Annotated in this window: 16 protein-coding genes and 1 tRNA gene; 9 read left to right on the forward strand and 8 right to left on the reverse strand. The window is 73.8% G+C overall.

Features of this window, described 5'->3' with window-relative positions:
- On the reverse strand, positions 1-733 hold a 733-nt coding region (locus ACSNOH_RS15505), incomplete at its 3' end, for a serine/threonine-protein kinase (RefSeq protein WP_436721913.1).
- A 132-nt stretch (positions 734-865) separates the two neighbouring features.
- Positions 866-1,072, reverse strand: a complete 207-nt coding sequence (locus ACSNOH_RS15510) for a cold-shock protein (protein WP_436721914.1) — start codon at positions 1,070-1,072, stop codon at positions 866-868.
- 390 nt (positions 1,073-1,462) lie between these two features.
- Here ACSNOH_RS15510 and ACSNOH_RS15515 point away from each other — a divergent pair, with 390 nt between their 5' ends.
- The 3 genes from ACSNOH_RS15515 to ACSNOH_RS15525 all read left to right on the forward strand — a co-directional run bounded on the left by ACSNOH_RS15515 (position 1,463) and on the right by ACSNOH_RS15525 (position 4,436).
- Positions 1,463-2,818, forward strand: coding sequence for an aspartate aminotransferase family protein (locus tag ACSNOH_RS15515; RefSeq protein ID WP_436721916.1), 1,356 nt, complete (start codon positions 1,463-1,465; stop codon positions 2,816-2,818).
- Between the two features lie 218 nt (positions 2,819-3,036).
- Positions 3,037-3,711, forward strand: a complete 675-nt coding sequence (locus ACSNOH_RS15520; protein WP_436721917.1) for a GntR family transcriptional regulator — start codon at positions 3,037-3,039, stop codon at positions 3,709-3,711.
- 74 nt (positions 3,712-3,785) lie between these two features.
- Positions 3,786-4,436, forward strand: a complete 651-nt coding sequence (locus ACSNOH_RS15525) for a hypothetical protein (protein ID WP_436721918.1) — start codon at positions 3,786-3,788, stop codon at positions 4,434-4,436.
- Positions 4,437-4,484: 48 nt separating this feature from the next.
- Here ACSNOH_RS15525 and ACSNOH_RS15530 read toward each other — a convergent pair whose 3' ends face one another.
- On the reverse strand, positions 4,485-5,216 hold the full coding sequence (locus ACSNOH_RS15530; protein ID WP_436721919.1) for an SLATT domain-containing protein: 732 nt from the start codon (positions 5,214-5,216) through the stop codon (positions 4,485-4,487).
- Positions 5,217-5,521: 305 nt separating this feature from the next.
- Here ACSNOH_RS15530 and purD point away from each other — a divergent pair, with 305 nt between their 5' ends.
- The 6 genes from purD (at position 5,522) to ACSNOH_RS15560 (ending at position 14,025) form a co-directional block, all read left to right on the forward strand.
- Positions 5,522-6,772, forward strand: a complete 1,251-nt coding sequence (gene purD, locus ACSNOH_RS15535) for a phosphoribosylamine--glycine ligase (RefSeq protein WP_436721935.1) — start codon at positions 5,522-5,524, stop codon at positions 6,770-6,772.
- A gap of 422 nt (positions 6,773-7,194) precedes the next feature.
- On the forward strand, positions 7,195-8,895 hold the full coding sequence (locus ACSNOH_RS15540; RefSeq protein WP_436721920.1) for a hypothetical protein: 1,701 nt from the start codon (positions 7,195-7,197) through the stop codon (positions 8,893-8,895).
- Between the two features lie 204 nt (positions 8,896-9,099).
- Positions 9,100-10,620: a N,N-dimethylformamidase beta subunit family domain-containing protein gene (locus ACSNOH_RS15545; protein WP_436721921.1), complete on the forward strand. Its 1,521-nt coding sequence runs from the start codon at positions 9,100-9,102 to the stop codon at positions 10,618-10,620.
- A 79-nt stretch (positions 10,621-10,699) separates the two neighbouring features.
- The gene (locus tag ACSNOH_RS15550; protein ID WP_436721922.1) at positions 10,700-11,599 is read left to right on the forward strand and encodes a phosphoribosylaminoimidazolesuccinocarboxamide synthase; all 900 of its coding nucleotides are present in this window, start codon (positions 10,700-10,702) and stop codon (positions 11,597-11,599) included.
- A 282-nt stretch (positions 11,600-11,881) separates the two neighbouring features.
- Positions 11,882-12,580, forward strand: a complete 699-nt coding sequence (locus tag ACSNOH_RS15555; RefSeq protein ID WP_436721923.1) for a response regulator transcription factor — start codon at positions 11,882-11,884, stop codon at positions 12,578-12,580.
- Positions 12,581-12,654: 74 nt separating this feature from the next.
- Positions 12,655-14,025, forward strand: coding sequence for a sensor histidine kinase (locus ACSNOH_RS15560; RefSeq protein WP_436721936.1), 1,371 nt, complete (start codon positions 12,655-12,657; stop codon positions 14,023-14,025).
- A 51-nt stretch (positions 14,026-14,076) separates the two neighbouring features.
- Here ACSNOH_RS15560 and ACSNOH_RS15565 read toward each other — a convergent pair.
- The 5 genes from ACSNOH_RS15565 to ACSNOH_RS15585 all read right to left on the reverse strand — a co-directional run bounded on the left by ACSNOH_RS15565 (position 14,077) and on the right by ACSNOH_RS15585 (position 17,994).
- Positions 14,077-14,152: transfer RNA gene (locus tag ACSNOH_RS15565), tRNA-Gly, on the reverse strand.
- A gap of 34 nt (positions 14,153-14,186) precedes the next feature.
- The gene (locus tag ACSNOH_RS15570) at positions 14,187-14,837 is read right to left on the reverse strand and encodes a response regulator (RefSeq protein ID WP_436721924.1); all 651 of its coding nucleotides are present in this window, start codon (positions 14,835-14,837) and stop codon (positions 14,187-14,189) included.
- Positions 14,834-16,153, reverse strand: coding sequence for a sensor histidine kinase (locus ACSNOH_RS15575; RefSeq protein ID WP_436721925.1), 1,320 nt, complete (start codon positions 16,151-16,153; stop codon positions 14,834-14,836). The genes ACSNOH_RS15570 and ACSNOH_RS15575 overlap by 4 nt, the downstream gene beginning before the upstream one ends.
- 54 nt (positions 16,154-16,207) lie before the next feature.
- On the reverse strand, positions 16,208-16,984 hold the full coding sequence (locus tag ACSNOH_RS15580) for an ABC transporter permease (RefSeq protein WP_436721926.1): 777 nt from the start codon (positions 16,982-16,984) through the stop codon (positions 16,208-16,210).
- Positions 16,984-17,994 (reverse strand): ABC transporter ATP-binding protein, encoded by a 1,011-nt coding sequence (locus ACSNOH_RS15585; protein ID WP_436721927.1) that lies wholly within the window; start codon positions 17,992-17,994, stop codon positions 16,984-16,986. The genes ACSNOH_RS15580 and ACSNOH_RS15585 overlap by 1 nt, the downstream gene beginning before the upstream one ends.
- Positions 17,995-18,105: the final 111 nt, after the last annotated feature.

Raw genomic sequence — 18,105 nt, forward strand, 5'->3', positions numbered from 1 at the left:
GCGCGGCCGGAACCCCGGTGAGGTCCGGCTGCTCCTCCGCGATGCGGAACATGAGGGCGTGCACGCCGCTGTCGGCCGTGCCGAACGGCATCCGGCCGGTGGCCGCGTAGGCCAGCACCGAGCCGAGGCAGAAGACGTCGCTGGCGGGCGTGATCGCGCCGCCGCGCACCTGCTCGGGCGACATGAAGCCGGGGGAGCCGACCGCCGCGCCGGTGCGGGTGAGGCCGTCGCCGTCGGCGAGGGTCTCCAGGGCGCGGGCGATGCCGAAGTCGATGACGCGCGGGCCGTCGAGGGTGACGAGCACGTTGGAGGGCTTGAGGTCGCGGTGGACGATGCCCGCGGCGTGAACGGCCTGCAGGGCGCGCGCGAGACCGGCGCCGAGGATGCGCACGGAGCGCTCGGGCAGCGGCCCGAAGTCCCGGTCGACGACCTGCCGCAGGGACGGGCCGGCGATGTAGCCGGTGGCGACCCAGGGGACCTCGGCCTCGGTGTCCGCGTCGAGGACGGGCGCGGTCCACTCGCCGCCGACCCGGCGGGCGCTGCGCACCTCCTGGCGGAAGCGCCGCCGGAACTCCTCCTGGCCGGCCAGCTCGCGGTGGACGAGCTTGACGGCCACCGTGCGGCCCCGGTCGGAGCGGGCCAGGTAGACGCGGCCCATGCCGCCCGCGCCGAGCCGCCCGAGCAGCCGGTACGCGCCGAGTATGCGTGGATCGTCTGGCCTCAGGCCGTCCATGGGCAGGTCCTCCGTGTCCCCCGTGTTTTCTTTGCGGAGAATAGCGGGAGCAGAAAGAACCGGGACCCCGCGCTCGGAAAGTACGGGGTCCCGGTCCGGACCTCTGGAGGAACCCGGCGGGCCGGGAGCGGGTCAGACCGCCGGAACGATGTTCTCCGCCTGGGGGCCCTTCTGACCCTGGGTCACGTCGAAGGTGACCTTCTGGCCCTCCTGCAGCTCCCGGAACCCCTGGGTAGCGATGTTGGAGTAGTGGGCGAAGACGTCGGCGCCGCCGCCGTCCTGGGCGATGAAGCCGAATCCCTTTTCCGAGTTGAACCACTTCACGGTGCCGGTAGCCAAGATGATCTCCTTGAAGGCGGTGGTGCCGGAATTCCGGGCACCTAAAAAAGGCGCAGCCAAACGCACGAGCGCCTGAAGGTCGCAGACCTTCAGGCGCGCACATGACCGGGTCCATAACTGCAACAGAACGTGACCGTAGCATGTGGATCATTCCATTCGCGGAATTTGCCCGTTTTCCCGGTCGGCGCGGCGCGCCGCGCGACCCGGCACTGTGTCGCCGGGCACGGCAAGAGCCGTACACAGTGCCGGTGTCGGGCCCGTCCCGGCCTGCCTAGGCTGGCCGTTGCCCGGTCCCGGAGCCTGCCTCCTGTCCTGGGGCCCGAGTCCGTACCGCCGCCGTAAACCCCGTCCCGTCACAGACGTCCGAGCCGGAACACCAGGGAGCCGACCGTGAGCACCCCGCACCCCACCGCCGATCCCGCCGCCGGTGCCGCCGTCAAGGCCGCCGACCGCGCGCACGTCTTCCACTCCTGGTCCGCGCAGGGCCTCATCGACCCGCTGGCCGTCGCCGGCGCCGAGGGCTCCTGGTTCTGGGACTACGACGGCAACCGCTATCTGGACTTCTCCTCCCAGCTGGTCAACACCAACATCGGGCACCAGCACCCCAAAGTGGTCGCCGCGATCCAGCAGCAGGCGGCGCGGCTGTGCACGTTCGCCCCGGGCTTCGCGGTGGACGTGCGGTCCGAGGCCGCGCGGCTGATCGCCGAGCGCACGCCCGGCGACCTCGACAAGATCTTCTTCACCAACGGCGGTGCGGAGGCGGTCGAGAACGCCGTACGGATGGCCCGCCTGCACACCGGCCGGCCCAAGGTGCTGAGCGCCTACCGCTCGTACCACGGCGCGACCGCCGCGGCGATCAACCTCACCGGCGACCCGCGCCGCTGGCCCTCCGACACGGCCTCGGCGGGCGTGGTGCACTTCTGGGCGCCGTTCCTCTACCGCTCGCCGTTCCACGCGGAGAACGAGCAGCAGGAGTGCGAGCGCGCGCTGCGGCACCTGGAGGACACGATCGCCTTCGAGGGCCCCGCCACGATCGCCGCGATCGTCCTGGAGACGGTCCCCGGCACGGCCGGGATCATGGTTCCGCCGCCCGGCTACCTGCCCGGCGTGCGGGAGATCTGCGACCGCTACGGCATCGTGTTCGTCCTCGACGAGGTCATGGCGGGCTTCGGGCGCACCGGCCGCTGGTTCGCCGCCGACCACTTCGGCGTCGTCCCCGACCTGCTGACCTTCGCCAAGGGCGTCAACTCCGGCTACGTGCCGCTCGGCGGCGTCGCGATCTCCCCGGAGATCGCCGCCACCTTCGACGAGCGCCCCTACCCCGGCGGGCTCACCTACTCCGGGCACCCGCTGGCCTGCGCCTCCGCGGTGGCGACGATCAACGCCATGGCCGAGGAGGGCATCGTGGAGAACGCGGCCCGCATCGGCGAGCAGGTCCTCGGTCCCGGCCTGCGGGCGCTGGCCGAGCGCCACCCGAGCGTCGGCGAGGTGCGCGGCCTGGGCGTCTTCTGGGCGGTGGAGCTGGTCCGGGACCGGGCCACGCGCGAGCCGCTGGTGCCGTACGCGGCGGCGGGCGAGGCGATGACGGCGTTCACCGCCGCCTGCAAGAAGAACGGCCTGTGGCCCTTCGTGAACATGAACCGCACGCACGTGGTCCCGCCGTGCACGATCACGGACGCGGAGGCCGAGCAGGGCCTCGCGATCCTCGACGAGGCCCTGACGGTGGCCGACACGTACGCCGTGTGACGGCGCACACGTCCCCCGGCCGCGACCGCGGGCAACCCCCGCGTACGTGACCGGCGGTGCCGAACCACCCGAGCCCACTCGCACCGGCACAAACCCGCATGCGGTACCGTGCCCCGTTCCTGTGCGCACGGCCATATTGCCCGAGACGGCCCTCGCATATCGTTTGCGAGGGCCGCCCGCACAATGGCGCGCGGCCGGGGAAGGGGAGACGGAGACAAATGCCGGGCAGCGAGGCTGTCAGACGCACGACGCTGCGCGAGCAGATCGCCGACGCCTTGCGCGACGAGGTCATCGCGGGGCGGCTCCCTGCCGGCCGCCAGTTCACGGTCAAGGAGATCGCCGAGCAGTACGGCGTCTCGGCCACACCCGTGCGCGAGGCGCTGCTCGACCTCTGCGCGCAGGGTCTGCTCGGCGTGGAGATGCACAAGGGCTACCGCGTGCGCGAATTCACGTACGCGGATTTCCGGGACATGGTCGAGGCCCGTTCGCTGATCGTCGAGGGCATCTTCCGCCGCTCCCCGGACCACGCGCTGCGCAGCGTCACTCCGGCCGCGCTGGCCTCCGTCCGGCGCCGGGCCGAGGAGGCCGCGCGGGCCGCGGCGGCGGGCGACCTGGACATCCTCATCGGCTACGACCTCCGCTTCTGGCGCGAGCTCGCGGCGATCGTGGGCAATCCGTATATATCCGACTTCCTCAATACGGTCCGGGTGCAGGGCTGGGTCTTCACGGTCCCGCTGCTGCGCCGGATGCCCACCCTCCGGGGCCGCCTGTGGAACCGCCACAGCGAGCTCGTCGAGGCCGTGGCCCGGCAGGACGCCGCCGAGGCGGAGCGGATCATCACCGCGTACAACCAGCACTCCCTGGCGCTGATCGAGGCCTCCCGCCCGGTATGACAACCGGCCCGGCCGCACTACTCTGGCCCGACCATCGCATCCCGTTGCGTCGTCGCGAACGAGAGTGAGTTCACGTGGCCTGTGACCTCTGGCTGGTCCCCCTCGTCGACGTGCTGTGCCACAGCCCCGACAACCCCTTCGCCGAGGAGATCGCCGCGTACGACAAGGCGCTCGGCGAAGCCGGTCTGCCGCCCGTGCCCGTCTTCGGCTACATGCCGGGGCTCTCCGGGGACGTGGCCCCTGTCGCCGGCTTCGACTACGACGCGCTGCACTTCCTGCGCCGCGCCCACATGCTCAACCTGTGCGGTCTGCCCGTCACCCCGGTCGACGAACTGGGCGGGGACTACGAGCAGTTGCTGGAGATGTTCGAGACCACGGCGCAGCAGTCCCACCTGGTGTGGCATTACGACCATGCCGGCGCGTACGTACCGGTGGACTTCGCACACCCGCTGACCAACGACGAACTCCTGGAGGGCGGCGGGCCGTTGGGATCCAGCCAGGGGCTGCTGCGCGAACTGCACGCCGTGGCGCCGGTGCTGGGCATCGATCCGGCCAACCCGCCCGCTCCGCCCGCCGCTCCCGAGCGGCCCACGGGCCTGGAGGAGCGGGCGGCGCCCGGGCCGGAGGACGACAGCCCGTTCGCGCGGGAGCGCCACGTCTGGCTGGGGCTGCACGCCGCGGCGACGCGCAGTCTCGGCCAGGGGTCGATGATCGTCTTCAGCTGAAGCCGATCGTCTTCAAGCGATCGTCTTCAAGCGATCGTCTTCGGGGAGTCAGCGCGGCGACTCCGGCGGGCGCTGCCGCGGCATGTTCGGCCGGGTGCCGGGGGGCAGCGGGAAGCGCGGCAGCGGGCCGCCGCCCTCCCCCCGCGGGCCCCACGAGACCAGCGACTGCGTGAGCAGCGGCGTCGGCCCGGCGCGGAACTCCACCATCCAGTCGGCCGTCTCCGCCCGGACGAGCTCCGAGACGTCCTCGGAGAAGCGGCGCAGGACGCTCAGACAGCGCTCGGCGGCCTCGCTGGCCGTGCCCTCGGTGGGGCCCAGCACCTCGCGGACGCACTCCGACGCCCAGTCGAACTGCAGCGCCTCCAGCCGCCGCTGCACGGCCTGGGCCGTGGCGACGGCCCGCATCCAGCCGGACGTCAGGCCGAAGTAGCGGTCGCAGGCGACGCAGGCGACCGACCCGAGCAGCACCAGGAACCCCCAGGCGCAGCCGGTGCGGACGAGGTTCGTCAGCTGCAGCAGCGGCAGGGCCGAGCCCACCACCGCGCAGGCGGCGGCGCCGATGCGCAGCGCCCGCGCCCACCGGCGTTTCCAGGCGCGGTCCGCCAGATACCAGTCGACCAGATACAGGGCGCCGTTCTCCACCCAGCGGTACAGCTCATCGAGACGCTCCGCGGGTTCCCCCCAGTCGCCGAGCGGGAAGGTGCGGCCGCGCAGGTCGCCACGGTGCCTCCCACTCTGCTCGCGGGGGAGCCCCTCGGGCTGCATCTCCGGCTGGCTCACCCGTGCACTCCCTCTGCCGCATGCGGATCGCGAGCCACCTTCCTACCGCCGAACGGTCGGTCTTGGAGACAAGATCGCTGCTTTTCCGCCCGTAAGCGCAGACGAATCCGGTATAAGCCGCGGTTCGGCATCACCCGAAAGAGTGGGTCGCGGGGACGGGACACGGCCGCCCCGCCGTCGTCCCGCTGCCGCCCGGCCGTACGGGGCCGGTGCAGGGACGTTTCTGTGCGGCGTTCGCGTCTTGACGCCTCTTGTCGTACGGACCCTGGAAAGCGATCAGTCGACGAGGCAATAGGGTGACCGGTGTGAAGGTCCTCGTCATCGGCGGCGGCGCCCGCGAACACGCCCTGTGCCGCTCACTCTCCCTCGATCCCGACGTCACCGCGCTGCACTGCGCCCCCGGCAATGCCGGGATCGCCGAGGTCGCCGAGGTGCACCAGGTGGACGCCCTCGACGGCGCGGCGGTCGCCGGCCTCGCCGCGTCCCTGGGCGCGGACCTGGTGGTCGTCGGCCCCGAGGCCCCGCTGGTCGCAGGCGTCTCCGACGTGCTGCGCGAGCGGGGCTTCGCCGTCTTCGGCCCCTCGGCGCGCGCCGCGGAGCTGGAGGGCTCCAAGGCGTTCGCGAAGGACGTCATGGCGGCGGCCGGCGTGCCCACGGCCCGCGCCTACGTCTGCACCACGCCCGCGGAGATCGACGCCGCGCTCGACGCCTTCGGCGCGCCGTACGTCGTCAAGGACGACGGCCTGGCCGCCGGCAAGGGCGTCGTCGTCACCGGCGACCTGGGCATCGCCCGCGAGCACGCGCTGGCCTGCGGCCGCGTCGTGATCGAGGAGTACCTGGACGGCCCCGAGGTCTCCCTCTTCGCCGTCACCGACGGCGAGACGGTCGTCCCCCTCCAGCCCGCCCAGGACTTCAAGCGCGCCCTCGACGGCGACGAGGGCCCGAACACCGGCGGCATGGGGGCGTACTCCCCGCTGCCCTGGGCCGACCCCAAGCTGGTCGACGAGGTCCTGCAGACGGTCCTGCAGCCCACCGTCGACGAGCTGCGCCGCCGCGGCACGCCCTTCTCCGGCCTGCTCTACGCCGGTCTGGCGATCACCTCGCGCGGCGTCCGCGTGATCGAGTTCAACGCCCGCTTCGGCGACCCCGAGACGCAGGTCGTCCTCGCCCGCCTGAAGACGCCCCTGGCCGGACTGCTGCACGCGGCGGCCACGGGCACCCTCGCGTCCCTGCCGCCGCTGCGCTGGAGCGACGGCGCCGCCGTCACGGTCGTCGTCGCCTCGCACAACTACCCGGGCACGCCGCGCACGGGTGACGTCATCGAGGGCCTGGCGGAGGCCGCGGAGCTCAAGGACGCCTACGTCCTGCACGCGGGCACCGCCCGGGACGCGGAGGGCCGCGTGGTCAGCGCGGGCGGCCGCGTGCTGTCCGTGACGGCCACCGGCGAGGACCTCGCAACGGCCCGCACGCGCGCGTACGAGGCGGTCTCCCGCATCCGCCTCGCCGGCTCCCACCACCGCACGGACATCGCCGCGCGGGCGGCGCAGGAGGCGTAGCGGGCGCTCTCGCTGATCGAGAGGCCGGCCAGGCCTCTCGGATCCGCTCCGCCGCCGGCAGTGGCGGCCCGGGGCACCCGTACCCGGGCCCCCGGCCGTACCGGCAAGTAGGCCGCGGTCCGGTACGCCGGACCATTACGCCGAAGCCGCCCGGCAAAGGCCCGGCGTTGACCAAAGCCATTCCATCGAGTGACCGGTTGGCCAACTAGCTGACGCGCGCCCCACCCCCAACTAGGGTGCGGCGCAAGCGAGGTGCCGGACAGCGGGCGGGCAGCAGGGCCGGAATCAGGCAACTGGCCCACCGGCATTGCGATGTCAGAGGCCGGTGCCACAGTGGGGGGAAAGGCAACGCCCCCCGGCGTTGCGTCCGCTGTCGCAGTCCTCGGTCCGCGTTCCGACGGAGCACAAACTGGCAACAGGGGGTGATCGGTCTCGTGGCAGGTCCGGAAGCAGGCGTGCTGGTCGCACGCGCCCAAGCCCTCGCGGTGCTGCGCATCCGCAGCGCCGCGCTGGCCGTCGCCCTGCTGCCCGCGGCAGCCGCCGCCGTGCTGGCGGCGGGCATCGCCATGGGGCGCATCCCGGACGGCGGCGCCTGGTCCGCCGCCCGCTGGGCGTTCACCGGCGCCGCGGTCCTCGCCCTGGCGGTCGCGGCCACGGTCGCCGCCGTGGTCGTGCGGGCCAGACCCGCCCTGAGCCCCACGGTCCCCATCCCCGAGGAGAAGGCGCCCGACCTCTACCGGCTCGTCCGCGACCTCGCGGAGCGGCTGGAGGTCCCGGCCCCCTCGGCCATGGCCCTCACCCCCGACTGCGACAGCTGGCTGGAGGACCGCACCCACCCGGCCCACGGCTCGCCGGCCGCCGCCCCGCAGGGCGCCGCGAACGGCCCCCCGTCCACCCGCCGCCCGCGCCGCCGCTCCGACGCCGCGCCGGTGCTGGTGATCGGATCGCCGTTCCTGTGGTGGATGCGCGTGGCCGAGCTGCGCGCCCTGCTGGCACCGGTTGTCGCGGGCACGGGCCCCTCGGCCCACCCCGACATAGCCGCCGCCCGCCGCTTCGTCCGCGGGCTGGACGCCGCCGTGGCGGTCGCGGGGGGCCGGCCCGCCCTGGCGTTCGTCGGCGGCGTGGCCCGCCTGCTGCTGCGCATCTGCCGGGCACACGCGGCCGAGATGGAGCGGGGGGTCGCGGCGGCCGCCTCCGAGCGCGCCCAGAGCGTCGACTACGGCCTGCGGATCGTCGCCCAGGAGCAGGTCGGCCTGGCCTACGCCGGCTGGGACCGGCTCCTCAACAGGGTCGCGCTGCCCGCCTGGCGCATGGGCCGCTGGCCCTCCCGCCTCGACGCGGGCGTCGTCTCCGCGCTCACCGAGCTCTCCCGCCGCGACCGCCTCGCGGAGGGCTTCGCCTCCCGCCTGGGCGAGCGCCCGGCCTGCGATCTGCTGGAGGAGCCCGGCGCGATCGACGAGGCCGCGTCCCTGCTGGCGGCCCGGCTCTTCCACGGCGGCCCCGCCGACACCGGCCCCGACTGGCTCCCGGTGGCCTGGAGCCAGTATCCGGAGGAGGTCGTGGACCGCAAATGGCGGCTGGAGGCCGCCCGCCTGCACCGCGTCCTCGACGTCGTGGACGCCCTGCCCGCCCTCACGCCCGTCCCCGCGGCCCCGGCGGGCATGGCCGCCGCCCCGACCGTGGCCCGCGTCCTGGAGCGGCTGGCGGGCCCCGCCGCCGGGACCGTCGCCGAGGAGCTCGGCGCCCGGCTCGGCGCGGAGGTGGCCCGCGAGGCCGCCCAGGAGGCCCTCGCGGCCCGGCAGCGGGCCTTCGGCGGCGCCGCCACGGCCGAGCCCTGGGTGGAGGGCCTCGCGCCGCTCTTCCCGCTCCAGCCGCCCCGCAGCGGCCGCGAGCTGCTCGCCGACCACGTGACGGCCATGGTCTGCTGCGCCGCCGTGGACACCGCCGGCGCCGCCCCGGGCCTGGACTGGCTCGACGGCCCGGCCCTGCTGGTCGGCGGCGCCCGCCGCGCCGACCTGGGCCGCACGGTCCTCAGCCTGGTCGAGGACGGCGACGACGCCCCGCTGCGCAGCTGGCTCGGCGAAGTGGGCGTCCGCCCCGAGAAGCCCGTCCGCCTGGTGTGAGCCCCGGTGAGCCCCGTGACGTTCGGTGATCCTTCGCCCTGTCACTTACCGGCGAATTTCGCGACGAGCGGTGACGAGACGGGCGCAGTATGTGATGTGCTGGGGGCTGCTGTGCCCGGGTGACCGCAGTGAGCCGCGTCCGGGCACCGGGCCGCGGCAAGGGAAAACCGGCAGGCGTCGGGGGACGTAGGGGAGGGAGCACGCATGGGGATGGACCAGATCCGCCGCTGGGAGTCGGGGGCACTCGCACACGCCGTGTCCGACCCCTTCGGCCAGGGCCCGCTGCCCTGGCTGCGCGGCAGCGAGCACTACTTCGACGGCACGGGCCAGATCATCCCGTGGTACGTGAACCCCGTCCCGGACCGGGGCGGCGGGGGAGCGGGCCGGGACAGATCCGGCGGCGGGGGCGGCCCGGGCCGCATCCCCGCCCCCCGCGGCGGCGGGCCGCGCACCGCCGACGACGTCCACCTCCAGATCAAGGGCTTCGCCTCCAACAGCGCCGTCGCCCCCGGCGAGGCCATAGATTTCCGCATCACCGTGGATCCGCCGCAGCAGTTCTCCGTCGACGTCTACCGCATCGGCCACTACGCGGGCGACGGCGCCGCCAAGATCACCACCAGCCCGCGGCTGTCGGGCATCGTCCAGCCCGCGCCGCTCACCGTCGACCGCACGGTCTCCTGCCACCACTGGTGGCTCTCCTGGCGCCTGCAGATCCCCAGCTACTGGTCCCTCGGCGCCTACGTGGCCGTCCTGACCACCGCCGACGGCTACCGCAGCCACATCCCCTTCCTCGTCCGCGACACCCACCCGGCCGATCTGCTGCTCGTCCTGCCCGACATCACCTGGCAGGCCTACAACCTCTACCCCGAGGACGGCCGCACGGGCGCGAGCCTCTACCACGCCTGGGACGAGCACGGCCGGCTGCTCGGCGAGGAGGGCGCCGCCACCACCGTCTCCTTCGACCGCCCCTTCGCGGGCGCGGGCCTGCCGCTGCACGTGGGCCACGCCTACGACTTCATCCGCTGGGCCGAGCGCTACGGCTACGACCTCGCCTACGCCGACACCCGCGACCTGCACGCGGGCCGCGTCGACCCCTCCCGCTACCGCGGTCTGGTCTTCCCCGGCCACGACGAGTACTGGTCGCCGGCCATGCGCCGGGCCGCCGAGCTCGCCCGCGACTCCGGCACGTCGCTGGTCTTCCTCTCCGCCAACACCATGTACTGGCAGGTCGAGCTCGCCCCCTCGCCGGCCGGCCCCGACCACCTCATGACCTGCCGGAAGCACCGCGGCCCCGGCCGCTCCGCGCTCTGGCGCGACGTCACGCCCGCCGAGCAGCAGCTGCTGGGCATCCAGTACGCCGGGCGCGTCCCCGAGCCCGCCCCCATGGTCGTCCGCAACGCCGACCACTGGCTGTGGGACGCCACCGGCGCCGGCGAGGGCGACGAGCTGCCCGGCCTCGTCGCCGGCGAGGCCGACCGCTACTACCCCCGGACGGCCCTGCCCGAGCACACGCGCCGCATCCTGCTCGCCCACTCGCCCTACCGCGACAGCGAGGGCAACAAGCGCCACCAGGAGACGTCCCTCTACCGCGCCCCGAGCGGCGCCCTGGTCTTCGCCGCGGGCACCTTCGCCTGGTCGCCCGCCCTGGACCGGCCCGGCCACACCGACACCCGCATCCAGCGCGCCACGGCCAACCTCCTGGACCGCATCTGCAAGCGCTGCTGACGCCCGCCCGACCCTCCTCCGCCGGGTCCGGCCGCGTACGGCAGAATCGTGGTGCTTGGACAAACCACCAGGAGGACGCGTGTCCGGATTCGTAGAGAAGCCCGAGCCGATCGAGGTGCCCGGTCTCGTGCATCTGCACACGGGCAAGGTCCGCGACCTCTACCGCGACGCGGACGGCAACCTGGTCATGGTCGCCTCCGACCGCATGTCCGCCTACGACTGGGTGCTGCCCACCGAGATCCCCGACAAGGGGCGGGTCCTCACCCAGCTGTCCCTGTGGTGGTTCGACCGGCTCACCGACCTCGTCCCGCACCACGTCCTGTCCACGGACCTGCCCGCCGGCGCCCCCGCCGACTGGGAGGGCCGCACGCTCGTCTGCCGGGCGCTCGACATGGTGCCGGTGGAGTGCGTGGCCCGCGGCTATCTGACCGGCTCCGGGCTCGCCGAATACCGGCAGACGCGCACGGTGTGCGGGCTCGCCCTCCCCGAGGGCCTCACCGACGGCTCCGAGCTGCCCTCCCCGATCTTCACGCCCGCCACGAAGGCGGAGGTCGGCGAGCACGACGAGAACGTCAGCTACGAGGAGGTGGCGCGGCAGGTCGGCGCCGAGACGGCGGCCCTGCTGCGGCAGACGACGCTCGCCGTCTACGGGCGGGCCCGCGACATCGCCCGCGACCGGGGCATCCTCCTGGCCGACACGAAGTTCGAGTTCGGCTTCGCGGACGGTGAGCTCGTCCTCGCGGACGAGGTGCTCACCCCCGACTCGTCCCGCTTCTGGCCGGCGGACGAGTGGCAGCCGGGGCGGGCGCAGCCGTCCTTCGACAAGCAGTTCGTCCGCGACTGGCTGACGTCCCCGGCCTCGGGCTGGGACCGCCACGGCCACCAGCCGCCGCCGGCGCTCCCGCAGGAGGTCGTGGACCGCACACGCGCCAAGTACGTCGAGGCGTACGAACGCCTGACGGGCCTGAGCTGGACCTGAGCGGGGGCACGGAGGCGCGGCGCGCCCGAGGCGGGTTCGATGCCGTACGAGGACGGCCGCGGTGAAGGCCGCACGCCTCGTACGGGCCCGGGCCCGGGAACTTCCTCCGCCGCGGCGGCGAGCAACCACTCACCACCTGTCCGGCGGTGCCGGACCCTGCTCAGCCCGCGTACGAAAGGTAAGAGCCCTCTAAGAGAGCTCTGCCAGGCTGGGGGCACCCCGATGCGCGGGGCCCCCGAACCGCCGGCGGCGCCCCGCACCCCGAACCCCGCCGGAGGCGACATGGCCGAGACGTCCGTCCTCGTCGTCGACGACGACCCCGACGTACGGGCGGCCTTGGTCGACGCCCTGACCGTCGAGGGCTACGCGGTCCGCGCCGCGGCCGACGGCCTGGCGGCGCTCTCCTCCGTCGCGGCCGCGCCGCCCGGCGCCCTCGTCCTCGACCTGGCCATGCCGGTCCTCGACGGCCTCGCCGTCTGCCGGCGGCTGCGCGCCCTGGGCGACCGGACGCCCGTCCTCGTCCTCACCGCCCGCGACGCCGTCGCCGACCGCGTCGCGGGCCTGGACGCCGGAGCCGACGACTACCTGGTCAAGCCGTTCGCCCTGGACGAGCTCCTGGCCCGCCTCAGGGCCCTCCTGCGCCGCGCCGCCCCCGCGGAACCGGCCGCCGGGCAGGACCCCGGCACCCTGTCCTTCGCCGACCTCACCGTCGACCCCGCCACCCGCACCGGCGACCGCGCAGGCCTCCCCCTCGAATTCACCCGCACCGAATTCGCCCTGCTGGACGTCCTGATGCGCCACCCGGGCCAGGTGCTGCCCCGCGAGCTCATCCAGGAGCGCGTGTGGGGCACCGACTTCGGCCCGGACTCCAACTCCCTCGCCGTCTACATCGGTTACCTGCGGCGCAAGCTGGAGGCCGGCGGCGCCCCGCGCCTGGTCCACACCGTGCACGGCGTCGGCTACCGCCTGGCGGAGCAGTGAGCGCAAGCAAGGCGGGGGAGGGAAGCGCGCGCAGCGCGGAGCGCGCCGGAAGGGCGACGGCCCTGCGCAGAAGGATCCTCGGCCGGAGGCCGCTCCGCGCCCGGCTCGCCCTCGTGACGTCCGTCGCCGTCGCCGTCGTCGCCCTGGGCGTCCTGGCCGCCGCCTACGTCGTCATCCGCTACGAACTGGGCCGCCAGCTCGACCTCCAGCTCAAGCAGCAGGCCACCCTCATCGCGCAGCAGAGCCGCACCCAGCCGGCGGGCCCCCTGTACGGCGAGTGCACGTGGCTCGCCGCCCCCGCCTGCGCGCAGACCGTCGGGGCCGATCCGGCGGCACCGCACCAGGACGGCCTCGTGCTGCCCGTGACCGGCGCCACCCGCCGCGTCGCGGCCGGCACGCTCGGCGAGCACTACAGCGACATCACCGTCGGCGGACACGCCATGCGGATGCTGACCACCCCGGTCAAGGGCCACCGCGCCCTGCAGGTCGCCGTGCGCTCCGACACCGTCGACAAGGGCGTGCGCCAGGCGGGCCTGCTGCTCGGGGCGGTGGGCGGCGCGGGCGTGCTCCTCGCCGCCGGCCTCGGCTACTTCGCCTCCCGTACGTCCCTGCGCCCCGTGACCCGGCTCACGGCCACCGCCGAGCACATCGCCGCCACCCGGGACCCCGCCCACCGCATCGAGCTCGCCCCCTACGAGGCCCGCCGCGACGACGAGATCACCAGCCTCGCCGCCAGCTTCAACACCATGCTCGGCGAGCTGGAGGAGGCCGTCGCGGCCCAGCGCCGCCTCGTCGCCGACGCCTCGCACGAACTGCGCACCCCGCTGACCGCGCTCCGCACCAACGCCGAGCTCCTCGCCCGCGCCGAACGCCTCACCCCGGCCCAGCGCGAGCGGGCCGCCGGTGCGCTCGGCCGCCAGCTGCGCGAGGTCACCGGCCTCGTCAACGACCTGATCGAGCTGGCCCGCGACGAGGAGCCGCAGCAGTTCCTGGAGGACGTGCGCCTCGACCGGCTGGCGGAGCGCTGCGTCGCCGACGCGCGCGGACACTGGCCGGGGACGGTCTTCACCGCGGACCTGGCCGGCCCGGAGGGCGTCACCGTCCCGGGCGTCCCGGCCCGCCTCGCACGGCTGCTGTCCAACCTGCTCGACAACGCCGCCAAGTTCAGCCCGCCCGGCGGGGCCGTCGAGGTGCGCCTGGCCCGTGCGGGCGGCGGGGCGCTCGACCTGACCGTCCGCGACCACGGCCCCGGCATCTCCGCCGAGGACCTGCCCTACGTCTTCGACCGCTTCTACCGTTCCCGCCAGGCCCGCGCGCTCCCCGGCTCCGGCCTGGGCCTTGCGATGGCCCGCCAGATCGCCCGCGCCCACGGCGCCGAGCTGACCGCGGAGCAGGCGCCGACGGGCGGCGCCCTCTTCCGTCTCCGCTTCCCGGGGACTCCGTAGTAATCCTGGGAACGCCGAAGGCCCCGGTCGTGGTGACCGGGGCCTTCGTACTGGAGCGGACGACGAGACTCGAACTCGCGACATCCACCTTGGCAAGGTGGTGCTCTACCAACTGAGCTACGTCCGCATGCCCCGCGCGTTTCCGTGCGGTGCGAGAACAACTATAGCCAACCTTGAGAGCGTGCAATGCGCGCGGCGGCGTGCCGGTTGTCCGCGCCCAGCTTCGTGGCGGCCGAGGAGAGGTAATTGCGGACCGTCCCGGGCGTCAGCGAGGCCCGCTCCGCGATCTCCGCGACGGGCGCCCCGCCCTCCGCCAGTTCGAGCAGCTCGGCCTCGCGCGGGCTCAGCGGGGAGTCGCCCGCGCTGATCGCGTCAGCTGCCAACTCCGGGTCCACATAACGGCTTCCGCCGTGCACGGCCCGGATGATCTCGGCGAGCTTCTGCGCCGAGACGGTCTTCGGCACGAACCCCCGCACCCCCGCTTCCAGCGCCCGCTTCAGGTGCCCGGGACGGCCGTGACCCGTCACGATCATGGCCCGGCAGTCCGGCAGCTCGGCCCGCAGAGATGTGGCCACCATCACACCGTCGGCCCCTGGCATTTGAAGATCGAGCACGGCGACGTCGGGCCGGTGCGCCCGCGCCATCGCGAGCGCCTCCGGGCCGGACGCGGCCTCGGCGACCACCTGGAGATCGTCCTCCAGCCCCAGCAGCGCGGCCAGCGCACCGCGGATCAAATGCTCGTCATCCGCGAGCATGACCCGGATCGGCGTGATGTTGACGCCGCTCATGTCCGTACGCGCACCGTCGCTCATGCCGTCCCCCCGTGCACCGGAACCAGCCCCGCCCCCTGAACCGCCTTGCCCGGCAGGGCTGCGCCGTCCGCGCCGTCCGCATCCGCCGGCAGCACCCCTTCCAGCGGCACCTCCGCCGTCAGCCGGAACGTCGCGTTCGCCCGGTGCTCGTACGTCAGCGTGCCGCCCAGCACCGTGAGCCGCTCCCGCAGGCCCACCAGCCCCGAACCGCCCCCGGACTCCGGCTTCCGCCCCGGCTCGCGCACTCCGTTGTTCTCCATGACCAGAACGGCCGTCGTCCCCGCGACGACCCGCAGCCGCACCGCGCACCGCTCGGCGTCCGCATGCCGCAGCACATTGGTGGTGCCCTCCCGGACGACCCACGCCAGGACCGACTGCACCGCGGGCGGCAGGGCCTTGCCCACCGTGTCGTCGATGCGGCACTCGATGTCCGCGGCGGACAGCACGCCCCGCGCCCCCACCAGCTCGGTGTGCAGATCCGCCTCGCGGTAGCCGCGCACGACCTCCCGGACCTCGCGCTGGGAGTCCTGGGCCATGCGCTGGACCTCAATCATCTGGTCCACCGCGGCGGGCGCGCCCCGCCGGGCCAGCTGGACGGCCAGCTCGCTCTTGAGCGCGATCACCGCGAGGTTCCGGCCGAGGACGTCGTGCAGATCCCGGCCGAACCGCAGCCGCTCCTCCGCGATCGCCAGCCGCGCCTGCGCCTCCCGCGCCTCCTCCAGCTCCCACATGACGCGCAGCATCCAGCCCGACGTCCGTACGACGTAGACGCACCACAGCGTGAGGCCGAGCACCGAGCCGGTCAGGGCCAGCGAGGCCTTCCAGCCGGCGCCGATCGCCAGCACCCCGAGGCCCAGCACGAGCGCTACGGCGACGCACGTCCCCACGAACCTGCGGATCTTGCCGACCAGCAGCGTGAGCGGGCCGAAGACCGACAGGCTGCCGTTCCACAGGAACAGGCCGATCGTGGAGGCGTACTCATTGCCGTAGGTGCCGAACGAGATCGTCATGCAGGCCATCGCCGCGACGAACAGCACCCCCTGCAGCGCCAGCGGCCACCAGGGGGCGGGCTTCTTCCACAAGTAGTGGTCGAGGGAGCGTCGGAAGATGGAGATCCCCAGGAGGCCCTGGAGGGTGAAGATCCCGCCCATCGCCAGGATCCACGGCCGCGTGAGACCGGAGTCCGCGAGCACACCCACCGCGCCGAGTCCGGGAAGGACGACGGGCAGCACATAGAGCGTCCACCGCATATAGCTGTCGACCTTGGCGACCCTGCTGCGGCCCCGCCATCCCCGCACCCGTGTCCACAGGCCCATGGCCCCGTCCCCCTTGCACGTCCTCGTCACGGCCCTGCGGCCGCTGCCTTACGACTACCGCCGCGGCTCCCACCGGAACCACCGCCGGGCGCCGTACGCCGCCACTATTGTCCAGGCAAGGCCCGTGAGGACCGCGCCGCCCGCTTCATGGGCGCTCATGCCGCCCAGCCAGCCGCCGCGCAGCAGCTGGATTACCGGCGTGAGCGGCAGCAGCGAGCAGATGTCCGCCATGACGTCGGGCATGGCCTCCAGCGGCACCATGAGCCCCGAGCCCGCCACGGATATCAGCATCAGCGGCGAGGTCACCAGCTGGGAGCCCTGCACCGTCTTCGCCCAGTTCGCGGTCACCGCGGCCAGGGCTATGGACATCGCCAGACCGAGCAGGAGCCCGGCCGCCATCAGGTCGGGCCGGGCGACCGCCCGCAGGTCCAGCCAGAGGACGCCCGCCACGACCAGCAGAACGCACTGCGCCAGGGCCACGACCACCGCCGGCAGCGCCATGCCCGTGAGGATCTCGGCGTCGCCCGCCTCGCCGGTCCGCAGCCGCTTGAGGACCAGCTCCTCGCGGCGCGCCACATAGGCGCTGGCCAGGTGCTGGTAGACGGCGAAGAGCAGGATGTAGCCGAAGGCGCCGGTCAGGGCGACCTCGTTGACCGACATCCCGGCCTTGCTGAGGTCGATCTCCCCGATGGCGCGCCGCATGGCCCACACCATCATCACCGGCATCAGCAGGGCTACGTAGAGCCCCATCTTGTTCCGCCCGAGCAGGGTGAACTCCGCCCGGCCCAGCGCCATCATCCGCGGCACCGACATCGATACGGCCATCGCCATTACGCGGCCCTCCCTGCGTCAGAATCCACACCGAGGCCGGCACCGGCACCTGCCCCTGCTCCCGCGGGCTCCCCGGACGGGCCCGCGCCCGCTATGGCCAGGAACGCCTCCTCCAGCGAGGCGGTCCGGGCGTCCAGGCCCTCCAGCTCGACGTCCTTCTCCCGCGCCCAGAGCAGCAGCCCGGTCAGCGTCCGCTGCAGCTCGCCGGTCTGCAGCTCTATGCGTCCGCGGTCCTCCGTGTGCCGCACGACGCCCAGCTCGGCGAGGGGCGGGAGATCGCCCACGAACCAGCCCACGGGCATCGCGAAGCGGATCCGCGCGGGATAGCTGCCGATGACCTCCTCCGGGCTCCCGGACGTGACGATCCGCCCCTCGCGCATGATGGCCAGGCGGTCGGCGAGGGCCTCCGCCTCCTCCAGATAGTGCGTGGTGAGCAGGACCGTGGTGCCCTCGGCCCGCAGCCGGCGCACCAGCTCCCAGGTGTTGTGCCGGGCCTCGGGGTCGAGGCCGGTCGTCGGCTCGTCGAGGAAGAGGACCTCGGGGCGGCCGAGGAGGGCGAGCGCGAGGTCGAGGCGGCGGCGCTCGCCGCCGGAGAGCTGCTTCACGCGGACCTTGCTGCGCCCCGTCAGGCCGACCAGCTCCAGGGCCTCCGCCACGGGCCGGGCTCCGGTGGTGCAGCCGGCCCACATGCGGACCGTCTCGGCGACGGTCAGGTCGGCGGGGAAGCCGCCTTCCTGGAGCATCACCCCGATCCGGGGCCGCACGGCCTTCCGCTCCGCATACGGATCGTGCCCGAGCACCCGCACCTCGCCCGCGGTCGGCTGCGCGAGGCCCTCCAGCAGCTCGACCGTGGAGGTCTTGCCCGCGCCGTTCGTGCCGAGCAGGGCGAACAACTCGCCGCGCCCCACGGTGAAGGAGACGTCCCGCACCGCTTCGAAACCCTTGTCCCCGGCCGGGCCGTAGCGGCGGCGCAGCCCCGAGACGTCGATCACACTGTCCCCGATGTCCATGCCCCAAGCCTCCCGCCGGATCCGGGCGGAGATCAGTGCGGCCTGTCATGGGTTCGGATGACGAATGTCATCAGCGACCGGCCCGGCGCCACCGGGACCCGGCGCCCCGCG

It is taken from the genome of Streptomyces sp. URMC 127 (genome assembly GCF_051386535.1).
Taxonomy (GTDB): domain Bacteria; phylum Actinomycetota; class Actinomycetes; order Streptomycetales; family Streptomycetaceae; genus Streptomyces.

What these genes read in the sequence shown, in the direction of transcription:
- ACSNOH_RS15520 (WP_436721917.1), top strand. Translation starts at nt 3,037, where the DNA reads ATGCCGGGCAGCGAGGCTGTCAGACGCACGACGCTGCGCGAGCAGATC.
- ACSNOH_RS15545 (WP_436721921.1), top strand. Translation starts at nt 9,100, where the DNA reads ATGGGGATGGACCAGATCCGCCGCTGGGAGTCGGGGGCACTCGCACAC.
- ACSNOH_RS15555 (WP_436721923.1), top strand. Translation starts at nt 11,882, where the DNA reads ATGGCCGAGACGTCCGTCCTCGTCGTCGACGACGACCCCGACGTACGG.
- ACSNOH_RS15570 (WP_436721924.1), bottom strand. Translation starts at nt 14,837, where the DNA reads ATGAGCGACGGTGCGCGTACGGACATGAGCGGCGTCAACATCACGCCG.
- ACSNOH_RS15575 (WP_436721925.1), bottom strand. Translation starts at nt 16,153, where the DNA reads ATGGGCCTGTGGACACGGGTGCGGGGATGGCGGGGCCGCAGCAGGGTC.
- ACSNOH_RS15580 (WP_436721926.1), bottom strand. Translation starts at nt 16,984, where the DNA reads ATGGCGATGGCCGTATCGATGTCGGTGCCGCGGATGATGGCGCTGGGC.
- ACSNOH_RS15585 (WP_436721927.1), bottom strand. Translation starts at nt 17,994, where the DNA reads ATGGACATCGGGGACAGTGTGATCGACGTCTCGGGGCTGCGCCGCCGC.